22 protein-coding genes and 4 pseudogenes are annotated in these 21,434 nt (G+C 71.7%); 16 read left to right on the plus strand and 10 right to left on the minus strand.

Annotated features, from left to right (window positions below):
• Together ABD993_RS23540 and ABD993_RS23545 are read left to right on the plus strand one after the other, a co-directional pair.
• Positions 1 to 806 (plus strand): annotated as a pseudogene (locus tag ABD993_RS23540) (IS256 family transposase); the annotation flags it as partial.
• Positions 775 to 1,134, plus strand: coding sequence for a hypothetical protein (locus ABD993_RS23545; RefSeq protein ID WP_345422453.1), 360 nt, complete (start codon positions 775 to 777; stop codon positions 1,132 to 1,134). The pseudogene ABD993_RS23540 and the gene ABD993_RS23545, both read left to right, overlap by 32 nt.
• A 620-nt stretch (positions 1,135 to 1,754) precedes the next feature.
• Here the strand turns inward: ABD993_RS23545 and ABD993_RS23550 are convergent.
• On the minus strand, positions 1,755 to 2,642 hold the full coding sequence (locus tag ABD993_RS23550; RefSeq protein ID WP_345422456.1) for a LysR family transcriptional regulator: 888 nt from the start codon (positions 2,640 to 2,642) through the stop codon (positions 1,755 to 1,757).
• A gap of 137 nt (positions 2,643 to 2,779) precedes the next feature.
• Between ABD993_RS23550 and ABD993_RS23555 the strand changes: the two genes are divergently transcribed.
• From ABD993_RS23555 to ABD993_RS23570, 4 genes and pseudogenes are all read left to right on the plus strand, one after another.
• On the plus strand, positions 2,780 to 3,652 hold the full coding sequence (locus ABD993_RS23555; protein WP_345422459.1) for an HTD2 family dehydratase: 873 nt from the start codon (positions 2,780 to 2,782) through the stop codon (positions 3,650 to 3,652).
• Positions 3,653 to 3,672: 20 nt separating this feature from the next.
• Positions 3,673 to 4,851: a CaiB/BaiF CoA transferase family protein gene (locus tag ABD993_RS23560; RefSeq protein ID WP_345423314.1), complete on the plus strand. Its 1,179-nt coding sequence runs from the start codon at positions 3,673 to 3,675 to the stop codon at positions 4,849 to 4,851.
• Between the two features lie 29 nt (positions 4,852 to 4,880).
• Positions 4,881 to 6,035, plus strand: a complete 1,155-nt coding sequence (locus ABD993_RS23565) for an acyl-CoA dehydrogenase family protein (protein WP_345422462.1) — start codon at positions 4,881 to 4,883, stop codon at positions 6,033 to 6,035.
• Positions 6,035 to 6,607 (plus strand): annotated as a pseudogene (locus tag ABD993_RS23570) (HpcH/HpaI aldolase/citrate lyase family protein); the annotation flags it as partial. The gene ABD993_RS23565 and the pseudogene ABD993_RS23570, both read left to right, overlap by 1 nt.
• Positions 6,608 to 7,116: 509 nt before the next feature.
• On the opposite strand, the gene ABD993_RS23575 reads toward ABD993_RS23570, so the two are convergent.
• Genes ABD993_RS23575 through ABD993_RS23585 form a run of 3 tightly spaced genes read right to left on the minus strand, consistent with a single transcriptional unit; the run spans position 7,117 to position 8,751 of the window.
• A complete protein-coding gene (locus tag ABD993_RS23575; protein WP_345422465.1) occupies positions 7,117 to 8,058 on the minus strand; it encodes an NADP-dependent oxidoreductase in 942 nt (313 codons plus the stop codon).
• 31 nt (positions 8,059 to 8,089) lie between these two features.
• Positions 8,090 to 8,296 (minus strand): hypothetical protein, encoded by a 207-nt coding sequence (locus ABD993_RS23580; RefSeq protein ID WP_345422468.1) that lies wholly within the window; start codon positions 8,294 to 8,296, stop codon positions 8,090 to 8,092.
• The gene (locus ABD993_RS23585) at positions 8,293 to 8,751 is read right to left on the minus strand and encodes an IclR family transcriptional regulator (protein WP_345422470.1); all 459 of its coding nucleotides are present in this window, start codon (positions 8,749 to 8,751) and stop codon (positions 8,293 to 8,295) included. Before ABD993_RS23585 ends, ABD993_RS23580 begins: the two co-directional genes overlap by 4 nt.
• Between ABD993_RS23585 and ABD993_RS23590 the strand changes: the two are divergent.
• The 4 genes and pseudogenes from ABD993_RS23590 to ABD993_RS23605 form a co-directional block, all read left to right on the plus strand.
• Positions 8,734 to 9,112 (plus strand): annotated as a pseudogene (locus ABD993_RS23590) (hypothetical protein); the annotation flags it as partial. The gene ABD993_RS23585 and the pseudogene ABD993_RS23590 overlap by 18 nt on opposite strands.
• Complete coding sequence (locus ABD993_RS23595; protein WP_345423343.1) at positions 9,051 to 9,401, plus strand: hypothetical protein; 351 nt, start codon at positions 9,051 to 9,053, stop codon at positions 9,399 to 9,401. The pseudogene ABD993_RS23590 and the gene ABD993_RS23595, both read left to right, overlap by 62 nt.
• Entirely contained in the window at positions 9,377 to 9,865 is a 489-nt protein-coding gene (locus ABD993_RS23600; RefSeq protein WP_345423317.1) for a 2-keto-4-pentenoate hydratase, read from the plus strand. Before ABD993_RS23595 ends, ABD993_RS23600 begins: the two co-directional genes overlap by 25 nt.
• 400 nt (positions 9,866 to 10,265) lie before the next feature.
• Positions 10,266 to 11,096, plus strand: a complete 831-nt coding sequence (locus ABD993_RS23605) for a mycofactocin-coupled SDR family oxidoreductase (RefSeq protein WP_345422473.1) — start codon at positions 10,266 to 10,268, stop codon at positions 11,094 to 11,096.
• A 17-nt stretch (positions 11,097 to 11,113) separates the two neighbouring features.
• Here ABD993_RS23605 and ABD993_RS23610 read toward each other — a convergent pair whose 3' ends face one another.
• Together ABD993_RS23610 and ABD993_RS23615 are read right to left on the minus strand one after the other, a co-directional pair.
• Positions 11,114 to 11,779 carry a carboxymuconolactone decarboxylase family protein gene (locus tag ABD993_RS23610; RefSeq protein ID WP_345422476.1) on the minus strand — a complete coding sequence of 222 codons (666 nt, stop codon included), beginning with the start codon at positions 11,777 to 11,779 and terminating at the stop codon, positions 11,114 to 11,116.
• Complete coding sequence (locus tag ABD993_RS23615; protein WP_345422479.1) at positions 11,776 to 13,446, minus strand: class I adenylate-forming enzyme family protein; 1,671 nt, start codon at positions 13,444 to 13,446, stop codon at positions 11,776 to 11,778. The genes ABD993_RS23610 and ABD993_RS23615 overlap by 4 nt, the downstream gene beginning before the upstream one ends.
• Positions 13,447 to 13,556: 110 nt before the next feature.
• Between ABD993_RS23615 and ABD993_RS23620 the strand changes: the two genes are divergently transcribed.
• Complete coding sequence (locus ABD993_RS23620) at positions 13,557 to 14,252, plus strand: TetR/AcrR family transcriptional regulator (protein ID WP_345422482.1); 696 nt, start codon at positions 13,557 to 13,559, stop codon at positions 14,250 to 14,252.
• A 34-nt stretch (positions 14,253 to 14,286) separates the two neighbouring features.
• Here ABD993_RS23620 and ABD993_RS36865 read toward each other — a convergent pair whose 3' ends face one another.
• Both ABD993_RS36865 and ABD993_RS36870 read right to left on the minus strand, forming a co-directional pair.
• The gene (locus ABD993_RS36865; protein ID WP_425569133.1) at positions 14,287 to 14,865 is read right to left on the minus strand and encodes an enoyl-CoA hydratase/isomerase family protein; all 579 of its coding nucleotides are present in this window, start codon (positions 14,863 to 14,865) and stop codon (positions 14,287 to 14,289) included.
• Between the two features lie 178 nt (positions 14,866 to 15,043).
• Positions 15,044 to 15,676: pseudogene (locus tag ABD993_RS36870) on the minus strand (aldehyde dehydrogenase family protein); the annotation flags it as partial.
• 54 nt (positions 15,677 to 15,730) lie between these two features.
• Here ABD993_RS36870 and ABD993_RS23630 point away from each other — a divergent pair.
• The 3 genes from ABD993_RS23630 to ABD993_RS23640 all read left to right on the plus strand — a co-directional run bounded on the left by ABD993_RS23630 (position 15,731) and on the right by ABD993_RS23640 (position 17,833).
• The gene (locus ABD993_RS23630; protein ID WP_345422488.1) at positions 15,731 to 16,210 is read left to right on the plus strand and encodes a zinc-binding dehydrogenase; all 480 of its coding nucleotides are present in this window, start codon (positions 15,731 to 15,733) and stop codon (positions 16,208 to 16,210) included.
• A gap of 242 nt (positions 16,211 to 16,452) precedes the next feature.
• The gene (locus tag ABD993_RS23635; protein WP_345422491.1) at positions 16,453 to 17,580 is read left to right on the plus strand and encodes an inorganic phosphate transporter; all 1,128 of its coding nucleotides are present in this window, start codon (positions 16,453 to 16,455) and stop codon (positions 17,578 to 17,580) included.
• Positions 17,581 to 17,602: 22 nt separating this feature from the next.
• Entirely contained in the window at positions 17,603 to 17,833 is a 231-nt protein-coding gene (locus ABD993_RS23640; RefSeq protein WP_345422494.1) for a hypothetical protein, read from the plus strand.
• A 114-nt stretch (positions 17,834 to 17,947) separates the two neighbouring features.
• Here ABD993_RS23640 and ABD993_RS23645 read toward each other — a convergent pair whose 3' ends face one another.
• Complete coding sequence (locus tag ABD993_RS23645) at positions 17,948 to 18,130, minus strand: DUF1918 domain-containing protein (protein WP_345422497.1); 183 nt, start codon at positions 18,128 to 18,130, stop codon at positions 17,948 to 17,950.
• Positions 18,131 to 18,384: 254 nt separating this feature from the next.
• Between ABD993_RS23645 and ABD993_RS23650 the strand changes: the two genes are divergently transcribed.
• Positions 18,385 to 19,752: a chloride channel protein gene (locus ABD993_RS23650; RefSeq protein WP_345422499.1), complete on the plus strand. Its 1,368-nt coding sequence runs from the start codon at positions 18,385 to 18,387 to the stop codon at positions 19,750 to 19,752.
• A 57-nt stretch (positions 19,753 to 19,809) separates the two neighbouring features.
• Positions 19,810 to 20,355 (plus strand): hypothetical protein, encoded by a 546-nt coding sequence (locus tag ABD993_RS23655; protein ID WP_345422501.1) that lies wholly within the window; start codon positions 19,810 to 19,812, stop codon positions 20,353 to 20,355.
• Positions 20,356 to 20,594: 239 nt separating this feature from the next.
• Here the strand turns inward: ABD993_RS23655 and ABD993_RS23660 are convergent, their stop codons facing one another.
• Positions 20,595 to 21,428 (minus strand): MIP/aquaporin family protein, encoded by an 834-nt coding sequence (locus tag ABD993_RS23660; protein ID WP_345422503.1) that lies wholly within the window; start codon positions 21,426 to 21,428, stop codon positions 20,595 to 20,597.
• Positions 21,429 to 21,434 lie beyond the last annotated feature (6 nt).

A 21,434-nucleotide genomic window follows, 5' to 3' on the forward strand; every position in this document is an offset into this window, starting at 1 on the left:
AACGCTGGAAAGACCGGACTACTAGACAAACGATTCGCAACGATCGCTAGAATCCGCCCCGTGTATGCGGCGGTGTTCATCGACGCGATCCATGTGAAGGTTCGGGACGGGCAGGTCGCCAACCGGCCGGTCTACGCCGCCATCGGGGTCACCGTGGACGGCGGCAAGGACGTTCTGGGGCTGTGGATGGGCGTGGGCGGGGAGGGCGCGAAGTTCTGGATGAGCGTGCTGGTCGACCTGAAGAACCGCGGCGTGCGCGACGTACTGTTCCTGGTCTGCGACGGCCTCAAGGGCCTCCCGGAGGTCGTGGCGAACGTGGCCGCAAACCATTGTCCAAACCTGCGTCGTCCATCTCATCCGAAATACTTTCCGGCTGGTCGGCAGGCAGGACCGGGACGCGGTGAAGCGAGACATCAAATCAATCTATGCGGCGCCCGGCCCGGACGCCGCACTGGTTGCCATGGACGAACTCGAACAGAAATGGAAGCGCAAGTACGCGGCGATGATCCGGCTGTGGCGCAACGCCTGGGAAGAGTTCGTGCCCTTTCTCGACTACGACGTCGAGATCCGGAAGGTCATCTGCTCGACGAATGCGATCGAGTCACTCAACGCCCGCTAGCGGCGGGCCGTCCGAGCTCGAGGCCATGTCGACCGAGCAGGCCGCGATGAAGTGCCTGTACCTTGTGACCCGCAGCCTCGACCCGACCGGGACAGGCCGCACGAGGTGGACGATGCGATGGAAGCCTGTGATCAACGCCTTGGCCATCACGTTCGGTGACCGCTGGCCGGGAGCCGAGACCTACTGAGCACAACGCCGGAAACACCGATCACGAGACAGACCCCCTCAACGCCGAAGCTGGGGTCACAGCCGCACACACCGAAATACGAGTCCAGCGCATTCGCCTCGGTGAGCTCCTCGGCCGGATCCGTGACCTCGAGGCCGAGTGGACCCAAGAGGCCATCGCGCGCATCACCACCGAGAACACCACGCTCAAGCAGCGCGTCCGCGAGCTCAGCCTCGACAACCGCAACCTCGACGAGCGCCTCCAGGCCGCACGCTCCAACATGCGATTTCAAGATCGTCGGATAGCTGACCTGGAAGCCAGTCTCGCTGACCCGATATCAAGGCAATGACCATCAGTGTCGCGAAAGCTCCGCTAACCAGGCTCTGCTAAACGATCTCCTGGATGTATGACCGACTCCAACCATCGAGGTCATGCGGGAGAGGACGGCCATCGCGACTGCCGGACAGGTCGACTTGAGTAACAGGAGACTGGAGGTCTAGACCGTACCTGGCGCTGCTGTCTGAAACTGAAGCAACCCGGACCTCGGTTAATGGGTGATTGCCCAAAACCACGATGTGCATATCGCGCACATCTGCGCATGCAATCGTGCAGAACCCCACCTCGACTACCGTGAATTCGTGATCGGCGCCATCGACCACGAGGCTTCTAACCTCACCTGCCCGTGATCACGATCCTCTCCGGGCACCTGGATGAGCGCCCGAAGGCGGTCGCAGGTTCGAGCCCTGCCGCGCCCACCCGATCGATCTCCACGACGGGGGCTCTCGTCGTGTGTGAGTAGCCGGTGGCATCCAGCACACCGCTGTAGTCGGACGCGCTCTTCGACACAGCAGCAGGCGTGCCGCCTCGCGGGCCCCCTCAGCGCCAGGATCGTGGATCCGTTCGACGGAAAGGGCGGACCGAGCGAGGTGCCCCGGCCGATTCCTGGACCTGAACTGCCTGCCGGGGGGATCACAGGGACGCCCAGTGTTCGGCCACGACGAACCGCCGGAACCTCTCCACGACCGGCGACTCGGGGCGGGAGAGTGGCCAGACGAGCCCGAGCACCCGATGTGCGGGGTCGTCGGTCAGCGGGATGTAGGCCGCGTTCGGGTCGGCTCGGTGTGGCCGGGGCCTCGGTACGACGGTCACCCCGAGCCCGGCGGCGGCAAGACTCTCCATGGTCGGGATCTCCGCGCTCTCGAAGGCGATCGTGGGCTCACCGCCCACCCGGGCGAGGAGCTCGTCGGTCAGCCGGCGGAGGCCGAAGCTACTGCCCAGCATGATGAACGGCTCGTCGGCGGCTTCGGCGATGCCGACCCGGTCGCGGTCGGCGAGCCGGTGATCGCGCGGGACGACCAGGCACAGCTCCTCGCGGTGGATCTCGTGCCAGCCCAGGTCCGGGTCGTCGGGACGCGGCCCGGTCACGGCGAGGTCGACCGCGCCGTCGGTGACCAGCGCGGCCAGCTCGTACGACGCCGCCTGGGTCAGGGTGAACTGCACCTGGGGTGCGCGGGCCCGGAAGCCTCGGATCAGCTCCGGCGCCAGCCAGGTCGCGACGGAGTGCAGGAAGCTCAGCCGCACGGTCCCGCGGTCGGGGTCGCGCAGCGACCGGATGTGCTCGGTGGCCGCGCGCAGCTCGAACAGGCTGCGTCGGGCGTGGACGAGGAGCACCTCGCCGGACTGGTTGAGGCGCAGCCTGCGACCGACCCGGTCGAACAGCGGTGCGCCGATCTCCTGTTCGAGGCGGGCGAGGCTCCTCGAGAGCGTGGGCTGTGTCGTGTGCAGCCGCTCGGCGGCACGCGTCATGTTCTGGGTGTCGGCCAGGGTGACGAACCAGTCGAGATCGTCGAGGTGCACGGGCCCGATTATGCACCTCGCGTATTGAAGCGATGAGCATGTTTCATTTCCGGTATCGACCGCCGGCAGCGACGATGAGAGGCGACGCGACGGACCCACCGAGAGCTCGAACCACCCATCGACGACGAGGGAGCAGCATGACCGTGCCTGCCGACAACGGGCCTCTGGCGGAAGCCCTCCGGGCCTGGCGGCCACCGGTCGTCGAGTCGGCGAGGCGGGTCGACCCGTGGCAGTCCGCCGCGTTCGCCGCCCTGCTCGACGCGCCCGCGCCGACCGACACGCTCCCTCCGTTGTGGCACTGGTTCACGCTGCTCGACCACCCCGCGCAGTCCGAGATCGGCGCCGACGGCCACCCGGCAGCGGGGCCGTTCCTGCCGCCGATCCCCGGGCGGCGGCGCATGTTCGCCGGTGGCCGGTTCGAGCAGTGGGAGCCGATCTCCTACGGCAGCGAGCTCGCCACCCGGTCGTCGGTGGCCGACGTGAACCTCAAGAGTGGCCGCAGCGGTGAGATGGCGTTCGTGACGGTCCGCCACGAGCTCTCCGCCGACGGGCGTCCGGTCGGGATCGAGGAGCAGGACATCGTCTACCGGTCGGAGCCGGACGGCACTCCCGTCCGCACCATGGCGCGGCCCCGGGGAGGTGAGCCGGAGCCCGAGGGGGAGTGGCGCGCCACCCTGCCCACCGACCCGGTGCTGCTCTCGCGGTTCAGCGCCTTGACCTACAACGGGCACCGGATCCACTACGACCGGCCGTACGTGACCGAGGTCGAGGGCTACCCCGACCTGGTCGTGCACGGCCCGCTGCTCGCCCTGCTGGCTCTGGAGCTGCCGCGGAGGTTCGCGCCCGAGCGCGGCGTCGAGCGGTTCGCCTACCGGCTAGTCCGCCCGGCCTTCGTGCCCGCGACCGTCGTCAGCGCCGGGACCCGCACCGAGGACGGTGGGGTGACGGTCGCGGTCGCCGCCGAAGGGGCGACGCCGTCGTTGACCGCGTCCGTCCAGCTCGTCCCCTGATCGAGAGGCCTCCCATGTCAGTGACCCCACCCCTGACCGGCATCACCGTGGTGAGCCTGGAGCAGGCCGTCGCCGCGCCGTTCGCGACGCGTCAGCTCGCCGACCTCGGCGCGCGGGTGATCAAGATCGAGAGGCCGGGGTCCGGTGACTTCGCCCGGGGCTACGACGAGGCGGTGCATGGGGACTCCAGCTACTTCGTCTGGCTCAACCGGGGTAAGGAGTCGCTCACCCTCGACCTGAAGTCGGCCGAGGGCCGGGCCGTCCTGGGTGAACTCCTCGACAAGGCGGACGTGGTGGTGCAGAACCTCGGGCCCGGCGCCGCGGGCAGGCTCGGGGTGGACGCGGCGTCGCTGGCGGTGAGCCATCCGCGGGTCATCCCGTGCACGGTGTCGGGGTGGGGAACGACCGGGCCGTGGGCGCACCGCAAGGCCTACGACCTGCTGGTGCAGTGTGAGACCGGGTTGCTGTCGATCACCGGGACCTGGGACGAGATGGCGAAGGTCGGGATCTCCGTCGCGGACATCGCCGCGGGGATGTACGCCTACTCCGGGATCCTGACCGCGCTGTTGCGGCGGGCGACGTCCGGCGAGGTCTCGGCGGTGGAGGTGTCGCTGTTCGAGGCGCTGGCCGAGTGGATGGGCGCGCCGGCGAACTACACCCGCTACGGCGGTCGTCAGCCGTCTCGAGTCGGTGCCCAGCACGCCACCATCGCCCCGTACGGCCCGTACGACACCGCCGACGGCCGGATCCTGCTCGCGGTCCAGAACGACCGGGAATGGCGGGCGCTGTGCGGGGTCGTGCTCGGTGATCCGGAAATCGCGTCGACTGCGCGGTTCGCGTCGAACTCGGCGCGGGTCGCGCACCGCGAGGAGCTCAACGAGCTCATCTCCGGGCGGCTCGCCACCCTGGACACCACCGCTGCGCGAAAGCTGCTCGACGAGGCCGGGGTGGCCAACGCGAGCATCAACCGGATCTCCGAGTTCCTCGACCATCCCGTGCTGGCCGAGCGCGGCCGCTGGTCGGAGGTCGCCGCCCCGGGCGGACCGGTCCAGGCCCTGCGGCCCCCGGCGGACCTGAGCGGCGTCGACCCGGTGATGGGCGACGTGCCCGCCCTGGGCGCCCACACTGACGCCATCCTGCGCGAGCTCGGCCGCACCGACGCGATGGTCGACGACCTCCGCGCCCGCGCCGTCGTCTGACCACCACACCCTTCGAGAGGACCCCTCACGTGAGCACCCTGAACAGCGAAGAGCAGTACGTCGTCGAGACGGTCCGGGAGTGGGTGGACCGCGAGGTCAAGCCCGTGGTGCGGGACCTCGAGCACGCCGACGAGTACCCCGAGAAGCTCATCGAGCAGATGAAGGAGCTCGGGATCTACGGCCTGGCGATCCCGGAGCCGTGGGGCGAGGCGCCGGTGTCGATGCCCTGCTACGCCCTGGTCACCGCCGAGCTGGCGCGGGGCTGGATGTCGCTGGCGGGGGCGATGGGCGGGCACACCGTGGTCGCGAAGCTGCTGCAGGCCTTCGGCACCCGGGAGCAGAAGGACCACTACCTGCCGCGGATGGCGACCGGGCAGCTGCGCGCGACCATGGCGCTGACCGAGCCCGGCGGCGGGTCGGACCTGCAGGCGATGTCGACGAACGCCCGCCTGGACGGCGACTCCTACGTGATCAACGGTTCGAAGACGTGGATCTCCAACGCGCGCCGCTCCGGGCTGATCGCCCTGCTGTGCAAGACCGACCCCGAGGCCGAGCCCCAGCACCGCGGGATCTCGGTGCTCCTCGTCGAGCACGGCCCCGGGCTCACGGTGTCGAAGGATCTGAAGAAGCTGGGCTACAAGGGCGTCGAGACCTGCGAGCTGATCTTCGACGACATGCGTGTCCCCGCCTCGGCGGTGCTCGGCGGTGAGCCGGGTAAGGGTTTCGGGCACATGATGAAGGGTCTGGAGACCGGCCGGATCCAGGTCGCGGCGCGGGCCTTGGGTGTCGGGCGGGCCGCGTTCGACGACGCCCTGCGCTACGCCCAGGACCGCGAGTCGTTCGGCAAGCCGATCTGGCAGCACCAGTCCATCGGTAACTACCTCGCCGACATGGCCACCAAGCTCACCGCCGCCCGGCAGCTGATCCTGTTCGCCGCGGAGAAGTTCGACGCGGGCGAGCGCTGCGACATGGAGGCGGGCATGGCGAAGCTGTTCGCCTCCGAGGTCGGCATGGAGGTCGCGCTCAACGCGGTGCGCATCCACGGCGGGTACGGCTACTCCACCGAGTTCGACGTGGAGCGCTACTTCCGCGACGCCCCGCTGATGATCGTCGGCGAGGGCACCAACGAGATCCAGCGCAACGTGATCGCCGCCCAGCTCGTCAAGCGCGGAGGACTCGACTGATGCCCGAGCTGCGCGGCCCCGCACTGCTGTTCTGCCCCGGCGACCGGCCGGAACGCTTCGACAAGGCGCTCGCCGCGGCGGACTCGGTGATCCTCGACCTCGAGGACGCCGTCGGCCCGGAGCACAAGGACCCGGCCCGCACACACGTCGTCGAGGCGCTCGGCCGACTCGATCCCGAGGCGGTACTCGTGCGCGTGAACGCACCGGCGAGCCCGTGGCACGCCGCCGACCTCCAGGCGCTCGCCCCGTTCCGGGACGTCGTCGTCATGCTGCCGATGACCGAGAGCGCAGCCGCGGTCGAGGCCGTCCCGCACCCGGTCGTGGCGCTGTGCGAGACCGCCCGGGGCGTGCTGTCCGCCCCCGAGATCGCCGCCGCGGGCAACTGTGTCGGGGTGATGTGGGGGAGCGAGGACCTGGTCGCCGATCTCGGCGGACGCCGGGGCCGGGCACCCGGCGGCGGATACCGGCCCGAGGTGCAGGAGGCACGCACCCGGATCCTGTACGCCGCCCGCGCCGCGGGCGTGACGCCGATCGACACGGTCCTGGTCGACATCGCCGACCTGGACACCCTCGCCGCCGACAGCACCGCGGCGGTCTCCGCAGGTTACGCGGCTAAGGCCTGCATCCACCCGAGGCAGGTGGCGGTCGTCCGCGAGGCGTTCCGGCCCGCCGAGGACGAGGTTCGCTGGGCCGTCGCGGTCCTCGCCGCGGCCGAGGCCGAGAGCGGCGTGTTCACCTTCGACGGCCGCATGGTCGACGCCCCCGTGCTCGCCCACGCCCGCGAGGTCCTCCGCCAGGCGGGCGTGGCGGTGGCGGGCCGCAGTGAGTTCCACCGGGCTCGGGCAGACTCCACCGCTCCACGGTGTCGCGGCTCTCCACCGGACCTGCGTGACGTCACCGGCCGGACCGTCCGTCTCGCTCGGCTCAGGGGCCGGTCCATCGTCTACACCGCCCGCATCTCCGAGCTGTCGGCAGGTCCTCGCCGATCGCGCTCCTCGGCCGAGCTCGCCCGTGGGGTTTCGATCAACTGGACGTGTCCGGACGCAGTGAGCGCCGCGGCGGCCCCACCCCCGGCCAGGGGTCAGGCCTCGAAGTCCAGAACGACCCGACCGCGTAGGCCGCCCGCGTCGAGCAGCCGGTGTGCCTCGACCACCTCGGCGGCCGGGAGGACGCGGGCGACCCGCATGGCCAGCTCACCGGCCTCCACCTGTTCGCGCAGCCGTTCGATCGCCGCATGGTCCTCCGCCCGGTCCCGGACGTTGACCGGGACCACCGTGCGGCCCGGGCCGGGGTCGCCCGTCCAGCCGCGCACGGTCGCGAGCCGCCCGCCGTCCCCGAGTGCCGGTGCGACGGCCCCGTGGAGGGCGGCGCCGTCCGCCAGGCCGTCGACCCCGTCCGGGACCTCCCGACGCACCCGCTCGACCAGGTCGTCCCCCGCGGCGAGGATGACGTCGGCGCCGAAACCGCGCAGCAACTCGGCGTCGCTCCTCCGGCCCACCGCCAACACACGCAGCCCTTCCGCGGCCGCCAGCTGGGTGACGTAGCCGCCGAAGGCCCCCGGGGCGCCCGTGACCAGCAGTGTCGATCCGGGCTGCAGGGCGAGGACGTCCAGCGCGCACCGTGCGGTCAGGGCGTTCATCAGCCACGAGGCCGCCTCAGCGGACCCCGCGCCCTTCGGCGCCGCGGTGACCGACGCGGCCGGCAGCACCACGTACTCGCTGTACCCGCCGTAGCTCCCGGAGTTGGCCACCAGCCCGACGACCGCGTCCCCGGCCGAGATCCCCTCGACTCCGTCGCCGACGTCATCCACAGTCCCGGCGACGTCCATTCCGGGGACGTAGGGCGGGGTCATGCCGCGGAAGAAGTCGGCGAGCGATCCGTCCCGGACCTGGGTGTCCGCCGGGTTCACCCCGGCCGCCGCCACCCGGATCCGCACCTGACCGGCCCCGGCGTGCTCCTCCGGCAGCGTGACCTCGTGCATCACCTCCGGCCCGCCGTAGTTCTCGAGACCGTAGGCCTTCATGACTCCTCCTTCTGTGAGGTGCGCAATCCGCTCAGCCGTTCGGGTCGACGGCGGTGCGGATCATGCCCCCGGCATTGTGGAACAGCCGGAGCCGGTCGACCAGAACGTGGGTGACCCAGGGCGGATGGCGCCCGGGTCGGCGCCACATTCCTTCGACGGCAGCGGCGCCCGCGTGCGGCGGGACGCGCCGCGCCGAGTCGGTGAGCCGGACGCGCGAGCCCTCGGTGGAGGCACTCACCCGCGGCTCGTCTCGGCACCGAGCGACCGCGAGATGCCGAGGGCCGCGGTACGCACGGCCGGAGCCAGTCGAGCTGTGTCGATCGTGTTGGCCCGCCCCGTGATCGAGACCGCCGCGACAGCCTCTCCGTTGATGTCGATCACCGGGGAAGCCACGCACGAGATTCCGACGGTGGACTCCTCGTGCTCGAAGGCGATGCCGGTCTCGCGGACGCGGGCCAACTCACGGTGGAGGAGGCCGGCGGCGACGACCGTGCGGGGCGTACGTCTGAGCAGGCCCCCGTCCAACACGGCTGCCAGCCGGTCGGACGGGGCGTGAGCGAGTAGCGCCTTACCCACTCCCGTGCAGTAGGCGGGCATTCGACCGCCCACCCGCGATGCGGTGGGTAGTCCGTGTCGTCCCTCGAGCTTCTGGACGTAGACGACATCGGTGCCCTCGGCCACCGCGAGATGCACGGTCTCGCCCTCTGTGCGCTCGGTGCGGGATCCGGCAACTCGCCGACCGAGGTGCTCGCCGCGGTGTTCGATCGGCTCGGCATCGACAACGGACTGGACGTGTCGGCCATGCTCGATGCGGCTGAGGACGTCGTGCGGCCGTACCTGCCGCGGTGGCCTCCTTCATGCCGAGCGAGCGGGGGAGCGGTACAGGGTGCCTGCGCACGAGATCCTCAGACGTTGTGGTGAGCACGGCTACGCGGGAGGCCAGGAAGACATGATCATCGACGTCGCCCTTCAGCCGGCTGCGGAGCGCGAGCGTGACCGAGGAGGAGTCGGCGCCGGTCCTCGATGCGCGGGGGAAGGCGCACGCACTCTATGAGGCCAGGCGCACCCGGAAGCCGATCAGCCCGTTCACCGACGACGAGCCGCACCTGACGATGGCGGACGGCTACGCCATTGAGGCCGAGCTCGTTCCCATGCTGCTCGCCGACGGTGACGAGATCGTCGGGTACAAAGTCGGCCTGACCTCGCTGGCGATGCAGCGTCTATCGGTGTGCAATCCCCGGACTTCGGTCCGGTACTCGCGTCGACTCGGTACGCTGATGGCGGTGACGTGCCGATGGATCGCTTCATCTCGCCGACGATGGAAGCCGAGATCACCTACCTGATGGGGGAGCACCTCCAGGGGCCGGGCGTGGCCCTCGCCGACGCCAGGCGCGCCGTCTCCGGCGCCGCACCGTCGATGGAGATCGTCGACTCGCGCGTCGAGGACTGGCGCGTGAAGCTCGCCGACACCGTGGCCGATCTGGCCTCCAACGGTGCGATGGTCATCCCGGACGAGTTCGTTGCCGTGGATTCATTCGACTCCCGGCTTGTCGGGATGGTCCTGTCCCGCAACGGCGAGGTCATCGACACCGGGGCCGGCGCCGCTGCCCTGGGGGACCCGCTCGAGGTGGTCGCGTGGTTGGCGAACGTGCTGGGAGAGCGGGGTCTCGGACTGGAACCAAGACACCTGGTGATGACCGGCGCACTCCATGCCGCAGTCCCGCTGGCGGCGGGTGATCACTTCCTGGCCGAGTTCGACCGCGTGGGCTCGGTGAGTCTGAACGTGGTTGACACCCTGGCGGACTGAACGCTGTGTCGGCGAGGGTGCAGTCGGCGCTCAGCGACCGCGCCCTCGCCCGGATCGGTCCGTCGGGGGTAGCAGTATCGGCGCAGAACCTGGAAGAGTGCGCCCGACGACACCGCAGACTGCGGCAGGTGTCCAGCGAGCGGGCTCGGACGCATGCGCCGCTGTCCCGGCCAGGTCGGGGAACGGTGAGTGACCTGCCCGGTCGAACGCGTTCCCGGCCGGCGAGATCACGCCGCCCCGCGTCGCAGCACGGCGACGAAGGCCGCCTGCACCGCACCGTAGACGGCTGCGGCCGGGGGCGAGTACTAGGCACGTCCGTTTACGGTGGCGTTGATGGTATACGGCAACGTTGACAGCGTCGGGGTGCATGTCGAATCACCTCGTCGAGGAGGAGTAGAGGATGGGCGTTCTCGAGGGCGAGGTCGCACTGGTCACCGGGGCGGCGCGCGGGCAGGGGCGCAGCCACGCGGTCCGGCTGGCGGAGGAGGGTGCGGACGTCATCGCCGTCGACATCTGCGCGCAGATCCCTTCGGTCGAGATCCCGATGGCCACGAAGGAGGACCTCGACGAGACCGTCAGGCTGGTCGAGGCGCTCGACCGGCGGATCGTCGCGAGTGTGGCGGACGTGCGGGACGGCGTCGCCCTCCGGGAGGCGGTCCACGCGGGTGTCGCCGAGCTCGGCAGGCTGGACATCGTCTGTGCGAATGCGGGGATCTACTCGCTGACCCTGGACGAGCCGACCGATCCGGCGGAGCGTAGGCGGTTCTGGCAGGACACCATCGATGTCAACCTGACCGGGGTCTGGACCACGGTCGACGCCGCCGCGCCGATCATGATCGAGGCCGGCAACGGTGGGGCGATCGTGCTGACCGCGTCCACAGCGGCGTCGAAGTCCGCGGCGAACAAGAGCCTCGCGATGGACGCCTACACCGCGGCCGAGCACGGCGTGGTCGGGCTGATGCGCAACTTCGCGGTGGACCTGGCGCCGCACTCGATCCGGGTCAACACCGTGCACCCGACCGGCGTGCACACCCCGATGGTGGAGAACGCGGTGGTGCAGGGCTACATGGAGCAGAACTCGGGGTTCGCGAAGCTGGTACTGAACTCGCTGCCGGTCGACGCCGTCGATCCGGTGGACATCAGCAACGCGATCGTCTACCTGGTCTCCGACGCCGGCCGCTACGTGACCGGAGTACAACTGCCTGTCGACGCGGGCTTCCTGGTCAAGTGAGCACGGGCCGGGGCGGGTCAGCCCGCCCCGGCCACGCCGGGATGTGAGGGGGCGGCCGCGCCGATCTGCAGAGCCTTCCGGATCGCAACGGCCCCCGTCCCGAGCCGCACGGCGTTCGCGAGGTGAAGCCGCATTCCCGGCAGATAACGATGTGTGGGGGTGGCGTCGCACGCCATCGCCATCAGCTCCTTCGTCCGTGCGCGAACGGTGCCGGTGGTCCACGGGACGGCGCAGTAGGCGAAGAAGGCCTCGTACGCCTCGGGGGAGTGTTCGAGCAGGGCGTCGAGGAACCCGGGGACCTCCCGTTCGAACTCCGCCCAGTAGGGATCGGTGCCCACGAGGCGCGCACGCAGAGCGGTACGTGTCGGATCCTCGTGCGTTGCGGGCAGCCCGCGGGCACGGAGCGCGGTCGAGAGTCGCCGCGAGCCCTCCATCAGGGTGTGCACGCCGAGCGCGGAGACCAGAACGAGGGTCTCGTGGACCTGCTCCGGGGTGACTCCGGCATCCAGGGCGCGGCCGATCGCGTCGTCGATCCCCGCCGGGTCCAGCGTGCACACCGAGGCGTTCACCGCGAGGCGGACGAGCGCGCCCGACGGCTCGTCGAGCGGGTCGCCGTCGGGGACCGCGGTGAGCAGCTTCTCGGCCTCGTCCCGGAGATCGGTGAGGCGGACCAGGCGGCTCACGCCGGGGCCTCGGCCAGCGCCCGGACCCGTGCGCGCAGCTCGTTCTTGTTGATCTTCGTGGCCGAGCGCGGCCACTCGCTCGCGGTGAGGAAGACGACCGCCCGGGGCACCTTGTACCGGGCGATGCGGCCCGTGCAGAACTCCAGCAGCTCCGCCTCGGTGACGGTGTGACCGGCCTTGACCTCGACGAACGCGACCGGCACCTCGTCGAGCCGCTCGTCGGGACGGCCGACGACCTCGACCCACTCCACGGCCGGGTGCCGGGCGACGAAGGACTCGATCTCCACCGCGGCGACGTTCTCCCCGCCGACCTTGAGCATGTCCTTCAGCCTGCCGTGGAAGGCGACCTGCCCCTCGGGGGTGAAGCTGTAGAGGTCCCCGGTGTGCAGCCAGCCGTCCGCGTCGAGGGCCTCGGCGGTCTTCTCGGGGGCGCGGTGGTAGCCCTCCATGACCGAGTAGCCGCGGAGCAGGATCTCACCGATCACCCCCGGCCCGACGTCCTGGCCGAAGTCGACGTCGACGATGCGGATCTCCATGCCGGGGCAGGCCCTGCCCTGGGCGCGGGACCGGAGATCGACGTCGTCGTCGGGGTCGCTGACCGCGTAGATGCCCGCAGCCTCCGTCATCCCGCACGCGGCGACCAGCTCGCACTCGGGCAGCAGGGCCTGGACCCGTTCGAGCAGGACGCTGGGGCCGATCAGCAGGAGCGAACGCAGCTCCGCGAGGGCGGCGGGATCGAACTCCGGGTGGTCGAGCAGCGGCTGGACCAGCGCCGGGAACCAGGGGAAGGCGACCGTGACGCCTTCGCGGACGAGGAGGTGGAGTGCGCGGGTGGGCTCGAAGTGCACGTCGGTCACGAACGTCCCGGCCGAGCCGATCACGCCGAGGAACGGCGCGAGGGTGCCGATGTGGAACAGCGGCCCGGGGGACCAGGTGACGTCGTGTCCGTCGTCGCCCACCCCGAAGCGGTGCCGGGCCCGTTCGACGGGGCCGCGGGTCATCGCCTCGTGGGTGAGCACGCAGCCCTTGGGGTGCGCGGTGGTGCCGGAGGTGTACATGATCGCGCCGACGTCCCGGAGCCGGACGCGAGCGCGCAGCGTGTCGGGCTCGTCCGCCGCCACACTGTCGACCAGGGCGTCGAACCGGGAGCGGGGGAGGAAACCGGGGCTGGACTCGCCCGCCAGCAGCACCGCTGCCCGCAGGCGCCGGGCCTCCGGAAGGGCCAGCGCGATCGGGTCGGCCGCGGCCGCCAGCGACGGGAGCCCCTGACGAAGGGCGCCCGCCAGGTCGCTGTGCTGGCCCTCGGCGTCCGTGGTCAGCAGCGCGACGACCTCGCCGTCGTCGATCACGTGTCCGAGCTCCTCGGCGCGGTGCCGCGCGTTGAGCGGGACGACGACGCCGCCGATCATGCTGATCGCGAAGAACGCCTCGACGAACTCGACCCCGTTCGGCGCGAGCAGCGCGACGTGCTCGCCCGGGCGGGCCCCCAGACCCAGGAGCCCGCGCGCGACGCGACGGGCGCCCTCGAGTAGCTCGACGTACGTGACGCGGTGGGTGGGGAACACGAGGGCGTCCCGGTCCGGGTGCTCGACCGCGGACCGCACGAGCAGGTCTGCGATCGGGGACGCCTCCGCCCACCGTGGGGACGGCTCGGCCGACGCTCTCATGGGGTCCTCCCTGACTTCTCCGTCGTACGGCTGAACGAAATGTGGTCATTCTTCCATTACCGGGCCGACCGGCGAACATTTCCGACAAACGCGGTGGTAGCGTCCGGGCCATGGCATCTCCTGCTCGACGTCCCCCGGAGTCCGCGGCGGGCAGTGGGTTGTCGAAGCGCAGGCGCAGCGCGCAGATCGAAGGCGGCGCCACGTATCAGGCGAAGCGCAGCGAGCTGCTGCAGATCGCGGGCGACGTCTTCAAGGAGAAGGGCTTCGAGGCCGCCACCCTCAACGACATCGCCGCCCGCTTCGGCACCGACCGCGCCGCCATCTACTACTACTTCGCGGGCAAGGACGAGATCTTCCAGGAGGTCTTCCAGGCCACCGCGAAGAAGGTCCTCGACGAGAACCTCGCCGAGGCGATCCGGATCTCCGGGCTGGAGATCGCGGCCCACGAGAAGCTCCGCAGCCTCATCCAGCTCCAGATCACCTCCTACGAGGCGAACTACCCGTACGTCTACGTCTACATCCAGGAGGACATGGGCAAGGTCGCCTTCCAGTCCACGCCGTGGGCGAAGGAGATGGTCCGCAAGACCAGACGATTCGAGGGAATCGTCACCGACATCATCGCCGCCGGAATCAAGAATGGCGAGTTCCGTGCCGACCTGTCCATTCCGCTGGTGGTGCGCACGCTGTTCGGAATGGTGAACTGGACGCACCGCTGGTTCAAGCCGGGCGACCGGAAGTACACGGCCCAGCAGACCGTCGACACGTTCTCCGCGATCTTCTTCGACGGGTTGCGCCACCAGTCCTGAGTGGTGGCGCAACCCGATCGTGCTCCTCACGGACTCACCGGCCGGTCCACACCGGCTTGCGCTTCTCGGCGAACGCGGCGAGGGGGACAGGTGCAGCAGCGCATCCATCTCGGGCACCTGGGCGGCGGCGGTGCGCACACCCATGGCGTCCATCGTGCGGTTGACCGACAGCTTCTTGATGCGCAGGACGTCGGACGGGATCCGCGCCATGCGGGCCGCCATCTCCTCGACGGTCCGGACGACGTCCGCGGCGGGGCACGGCGTGGTTGGCCCAGCCCCACTCGACCGCGGTGCGGCCGTCGATCGCGTTGCCGGGCAGGAACGCCAGCTCCTTCGCCCGTTTCGGTCCGACGAGCGGGGCCCACAGCGGCGCGATGTAGCCGCCGCCCAGTGGCAGGGCGGGCTCTCCGATCCTCGCGTCCTCGGCGACGATCGTGAGGTCGGCGAACACGCACATCTGCGTGGCACCCGCGATGCAGTAACCGTGCACCGCGGCGATCACCGGCTTGGGGTGGTCCCAGATCGCCAGGTAGCGGTTCACGTTTGCGCGCCAGGCGCTCCCGGTCGGCGACCGGGTCCGCGGCCTTGGGCTTTCCCACCTGGTCGACGTCATAGCCCGCGCAGAAGCCCTTGCCCTCGCCGCGGATGCCGACGATCGGGCCGCCGGTGTCGGCGAGCCGGGGCAGCGCGTCGGAGAACTCGTCGAGCACCCGCCGGGAGCTGCGCGCGTCCGGCGTCGTGATGGCTGGTGGCGAAGAAGCTGCCGATCCCGCCGAGCCGGTGAAGCTCAGCAGCTCCTCGACGCACTCCTCGCGACCGAGGCCGGAGGACTTCAGCCCGCCGAAGGGTGTGCCGACGTAGTGCCGCGACGAGCCGTTGATCCACACGTAGTCGGCATCGACGGCGGCGGCCACGCGGTGGGCCCGGCGCACGTCGTCCGTCCACACCGCCGCGGTGAGGCCGTATTCGACGCCGTTGGCGATCGCGACGGCCTCCTCCTCGGTGTCGAACTCGATCACCGAGAGCAGCGGGCCGAAGACCTCCTCCTGGGCGATCCGCATGTCGGCGGAAACCCCGGTGAACACCGTCGGGGGCACGACGAGCGCGGTGCCCTCCGCCGGAGCGCCGCCGGTCACGGCCGCGGCGCCCGCGACCTCGACCGGGTCCGCGTCCGGGAAGGCGATGAGGGCGTTCTTGCCGCCGAGCTCGAGGCTGACGTCCTTGATCCCGGTCTGGGCGGCTGCCTCCTGGATCCGCTGCCCGGTCTGGACGGAGCCGATGAAGGCGATCCGGCGCACCGCCGGGTGTCGGACGATCGCCTCACCCGTCGCCGGGCCCACGCAGCGAGGACGAGCACCTCGCTGCGGGATCCAGACCGGCGCAGGCGCGGTCCTCAACGTCCTGCGTCCCCGGCCCGGGTCCACCCTGGTCGTCGCGGGTGCGGGGGCCGTGGCCTCGCCGCCGTGATGGCGGCCCGGATGACCGCGGTCTCCCGGATCGTCGTGGTCGACCGGGTGCCGAGCCGGTTGGAGGTCGCCCTGGAGCTGGGCGCCACCGACGTCGTGGACAGTCGTTCCCGGACGATCACCGACGGCGTGCACGCCGCGACCGGGGGCCGCGGCGCCGACCACGTCGTCGAGACCACCGGCGTCGTCCCGGTGTTCGACGAGCTGGTCAACGCCCTCGCCGTCGGCGGCTGCTGCGCCGTCGTCGGTGCACCGCGCACCGGCAGCCGAGGCAGCTTCGACGTCCCGAAGCTGTTGCCCGGCAGAACGATTCGTGGCGTGACCCTGGGCGACAGCGAACCGGAGACCTTCCTCCCGTTCCTGGTCGACGCCTACCGCCGAGGCGCGCTCCCGCTGGACCGCATCCAGCGCCGCTACCCCTTCGAGCAGATCACCGAGGCCGCCCGGGACGCCGCGGACGGCACCACGATCAAACCGGTCCTGGTGTTCTGAGCGGGCCTCGCTCCGATCGGGCGAGCCGTGCCGTCGTCCCGACGCAGGACCGGGCGACGCTCGGGCCGGCCCCGCCGTTCCCGTGGGCGCGCGGAGCTGCGTCGTCGGCTGGCCGTGGCGGGCGGGCGGGAACGGGTCTTTCGGCCGTGTGGTCCGGGTGCAACGGCCCGGGATCCGAGGTGGTCGGCCAGAGGACAGTCGGTCGCGCGAGTTCTCGCCTCGACCGATGAAGGGCAGGCCCCATGGCGCTCACCGTGATGGTCGTCGTGGTCGTTCTGGCGGCGCTGGTGTTCGACTTCACCAACGGCTTCCACGATACGGCGAACGCCATGGCCACCTCCATCGCGACGGGCGCGCTGCAGCCGCGGGTCGCCGTCGCGATCGCGGGAGCCCTCAACCTGGTCGGCGCGTTCCTGTCGGTCGAGGTGGCCAAGACGATCTCGGGCGGGTTGGTCGACGAGGCGCTCATCAACCCGGTGGTGATCTTCGCGGGTCTGGTCGGGGCGATCGTGTGGAACCTCGTCACCTGGTTCCTCGGGCTGCCGTCGAGCTCGTCGCACGCGCTCTTCGGCGGCCTGATCGGCGCCACGTGGGTCGCGGGCGGTTCCGGGGCCGTCCACTTCCAGGCCGTCGTCAACAAGATCGTGCTGCCCGCGGTCCTGTCCCCGGTGGTCGCCGCGGGCATCGCCATGGTCGCGACCTACCTCGCCTACCGGGTGACGGCACGGGCCGAGCCGGGGGTGGTCTCCCGGGGCACGAAGGTGAGCCAGACCGTGTCCGCCTCGATGGTCGCGCTGGCGCACGGGACGAACGACGCGCAGAAGACCATGGGCGTGATCACGCTGACGCTCGTCACCGCGGGGATCCTCGCCCCCGGCTCGGCGCCGCCGTTCTGGGTGGTCCTCACCGCGGGTCTGGCGATCGCGCTCGGCACCTACGCGGGCGGCTGGCGGATCATCAGGACGGTCGGCACCCGGCTCAGCGACATCCGTCCGGTGCAGGGCTTCGCCGCCGAGACGACGAGCGCCGCGGTGATCCTGACCTCGACGCACCTCGGGCTGCCGCTGTCGACGACGCAGGTCTGCACGGGCTCGATCTTCGGTGCCGGCGCCGGGCGGCGGCTGGCGTCCGTGCGGTGGGGCGTGGTCGGGCGGATCCTGGTCGCCTGGTGCTGCACGCTCCCGTCCGCCGCGGCGGTGGGTGCCGCGGCGTCGTGGCTGGCGGCGACCGGGCCGGTCGGGGTGCTGGTCGTCGGCCTGACGGGGGCCGCCCTGGCCCTCGGGATCTACCGGGTGTCCCGGCGCACCGCGGTGACCGCGGACAACGTGACCGACCTGCCGCGGCCCGCCGACTCGGACCTCGCGGCCTGACCTGGAGAGGGGTGGGTCCGGCGTGACCATCGACTGGGCGTCAGTGGGGATCGTGGTCGTCGTGGCGACGGCCGCGGCCGTGACCATCGTGCTGCTCGTGTGCGCGGCCCTGGTGGCCGTGTCGCCCCACGGCCGGACCTCGGGCGTGGACACCCCACCTCCCCGGACCGCGACGGGGACGGTCGTCGCCGCGGTCTGCCTGGCCGCGGCCGCGGCCCTCATCGGCTACGGGCTCTACCTGATCGTCGCGTGAGAGGCCTCCCACTGGTCGCCGGGGAGCGGACGAGTGGGTGCCCGCCGGGGTGGGCGCTCGTCCGACGACCGCCCACCCCGCTCAGCCGTCGTCGGCGTCGGACCGCAGCGCCGGTCACCGGACGTGGACGAGGTGGACGTCCGGGCCGGGGCGGAGGACGGACTCGTGGCCGTCCTCCCACCGCACCCGGTAGCGCACGACGTCGTCACCGAGCACGGCGAGGACCCGTCCCCGGCGCGGGGTGGTGTCCAGCACGCCTGCCTCGACGACGACGTGGTCTCCGACGTGAGCCTGCACGGTGTCTCCTCGTGGGTCGGGTCGCGGGCCCGCCGGGACAGGCGGGTCCCCCCGACCGTGCGGTCGGTCGCCTGCCGCGTCCAGAGCCGTCCGACCCGCGCCCCGGCCGCCGGACGGCCGGGTGGCGCGACGAGCGGGCCTCACCCCCGGCGGGTGAGCCCCCGGTACCGCGTCGCCCGCGAGTCTCATCGCTGGTGGCGCGCCCTCCACGGGGCGGCCCGGGGGCGGGAACGAGCGGGGCGGGGGACCGGGGAATGGACCGAACGGCGCCGTCCACGGCGGGGGACCCGACCCGGACGCCGGACCCGGCGGCAGTCCTGCGGTCGCGCCGCTACGTGGGGCTCCTGGTCCTCGCGGCGCTGACCGGGGTACCGGTCTCGGTCGCGGCCTACTGGTTCCTGCGGGCCGTCGACCTCGTCCAGGCGTGGGTCTACACCGACCTGCCCGGCGCGCTCGGTCTACGGCCCGCGCCGCTCTGGTGGCCGGTCCCGCCGTTGGTCCTCGCCGGGCTGCTGGTCGGCGCGGTGATCCGGTACCTGCCCGGACGTGGCGGCCACTCGCCGGTCGACGGGTTCGCCGCGGGCGGCGTGCCGGACCCGAGGAACCTCCCGGGTGTGGTCCTGGCCGCGCTCGCGGGCCTCGGACTCGGCGTCGTCCTGGGCCCGGAGGCGCCGCTGATCGCGGTCGGGGGTGGTCTCGGCGTGCTCGCGGTCCGGCTCGCCCGCCGCGACGCACCGCGGGACGCCGCGGCGGTCATGGCCGCGGCCGGGAGCTTCGCGGCGATCAGCGCCCTGCTCGGGTCCCCGATCGTCGGGGCGTTCCTGCTGATGGAGGCGTCGATGTCGGCCGGGGCGGCGCTCGGGGTCGTCCTGCTGCCGGGGTTGCTCGCGGCAGGCGTCGGGTCCCTGGTGTTCCTCGGCCTCGGCACCCTGACCGGTGTCGGCACGACGACCCTTGCCCTGCCCGATCTCCCCGCCTACACCCATCCCGACGCGGCCCAGTTCGGGTGGGCGGTGGTGGCAGGCCTCGCGGCGGCCCTGCTGGGCGGCGGCATCCGCAGGCTCGCCGTCCTGGTGCGGCCGCACGCCGAGCGGCGGACCGTCACGGGGGCGGTCGTCGTCGGGCTCGCGGTGGCGCTGCTGGCGATCGGCTACGCGCTGGTGACCGGCCATCCCACGACGGACGTGCTGTTCTCCGGCCAGTCCGGGCTGGAGCCGCTGTTGGTCGGCTCGGCCGGGTACTCGGTCCCGGCCCTGCTCGTGCTGATCGCGTGCAAGGGGATCGGCTACGGGCTCTGCATGGCGGCGCTGCGCGGGGGCCCGGTGTTCCCCGCGATCCTGCTCGGGGCGGCGGGCGGGCTGGCGCTCTCGCACCTGCCGGGGCTGCCGCTCGTCGCGGGGGTCGCGATCGGGATCGGGGCGATGTGTGCGGTCATGCTGCGGCTCCCGATGACCTCGGTGCTGCTGCCCACCCTGCTGCTCTTCTCGGACGGGATCGCGGTGATGCCACTGGTCATCGTGGCCGTCGTCGTGGCACACGTGGCGGCCGCCCGGCTCGCCCCCCGACCACCTCGCTCACCCGCCCCGGGTGAAGAGCCGGGCAACGGCCGGACACCACCCTGAGGTGGGCGCCTCGTCCATCCGGGACCTGGCGGCGCCCGTCGCCGCCGAAGGAGAGTCATGGCCATCGGACCGGTTCAGCTCATCGTCCTGGGGTTTCCCCGACCCGAGTTCCACGGCCGGATCGCCGCGGAGCTGGAACGCCTGCACGCGAGTGGAGCGGTCAGCGTCGTCGATGCGCTCGCCCTCTACAAGGACCCCGAGGGGGAGATCGAGATCACCCACCTGAGCACCCTCTCCGACGAGGAGGCGAAGGAGTTCGGCAGCACGGTCGGGGCCCTGATCGGGCTGGGTATCGAGGGTGAGGCGGGCATCGAGCCGGGAGCCGAGGCCGGCGCCCGCGCCGCCGCGGACGGCGTCACCGCCTTCTCCGACGAGGAGGCGTGGGACGTGCTGGAGGAGATCCCGAACGGGTCGGCCGCGGCCCTGGTCCTCCTGGAGCACCAGTGGGCGATCCCCTTGCGGGACGCCATCGCGGAGGCCGGTGGGTTCCGGATCTCCGACGGCTTCATCAGCCCGCTCGACCTCGTCGCGGTCGGCCTGTTGACCGCGGACGAGGCCCGGCAGCAGCACGCGCTCGAGACCGCCACGGCCGACGCCCGCTGACCCGCCCGTCCTCATCGAGCCGCACGGAGGGGAGGTGGACCATGTTCGGATCCCGCAGGGTCGCTCGGCGCACAGCCCGACGGACGGCGCGCCGCGTCGCCCGCCGTCGAGGCTGAGCCCGCGTACGCCCGACACACCCACGAGGCCTCCGCCCACGCGGAGGCCTCGTCGGTGTCCGCGCCGCGGTGCGGTCGGACACTCCACCGTCGGAGGTCTCGCGGGCTACTCGGCGGGGGACGTCATCGGCGCGGCGCCTGCCCGCGCCGGTCGCGGAGGGTCCCCTGGGCGGCGGACCGCCCGGCCCGGCCACCCCCGCGCCCCCGCAGCAGGAAGGCGATGCCCACCGCGAGGACGGCCCCGCCCAGCGGGCCGACGAGGTAGACCCAGAACTGCGCGAAGTCGCCGTTCACCAGCGCCGGTCCGAACGACCGGGCCGGGTTCATCGACGCGCCGCTGACCGGGCTCGACCACAGGCCCGCCAGCACGATGTATGCCCCGACCGCGATCGAGGACAGGGCGCCGACGTTCTGTGCCGAGGACGCGGTGCCGAGGATCGTGCTGACCAGACCGACGGTCAGCAGGAGCTCGATCGCCATGGCCTGCACGCTCGAGACGCCCGGCCCGGGCACGGTCTCGCCCAGGGCGCCGATCCGGCCGAACAGGGCCCACAGCACCAGGCAGGCCGCCGTCGAGCCGACCAGCTGCGCGAGCACGTAGCCGGGCACCCGACGCCAGGGGAAGTCCCCTCGCAGCGCGAACGCGAGGCTCACCGCCGGGTTCAGGTGGGCGCCGCCGATCGCGCCCATCCACAGGATCACGCCGAGCACCAGCAGGCCGGGCGCGGTGACGGCGGCCGTCCGGCTGATCGCGCCGTCGCTGAGCGCGTTCACCACCGCGCCGCCCGCCCCCACCAGCACCAGCAGGAACGTGCCGAGCAGCTCGCTGAGCAGCCGTCGCCACTCCTGCTTCGGGTCGTCGAAGGCGGGCGACCACGGCGCCTCCAACGCCAGCAGCGCCGACCCGGTGGACGCCCGCGCGTCGGGGGCCGCGTCGGACGGTTTCAGCGACGACATCCGGTG

The organism is Pseudonocardia xishanensis (assembly GCF_039541715.1).
In the GTDB taxonomy this organism is placed as follows: Bacteria; Actinomycetota; Actinomycetes; order Mycobacteriales; family Pseudonocardiaceae; genus Pseudonocardia; species Pseudonocardia xishanensis.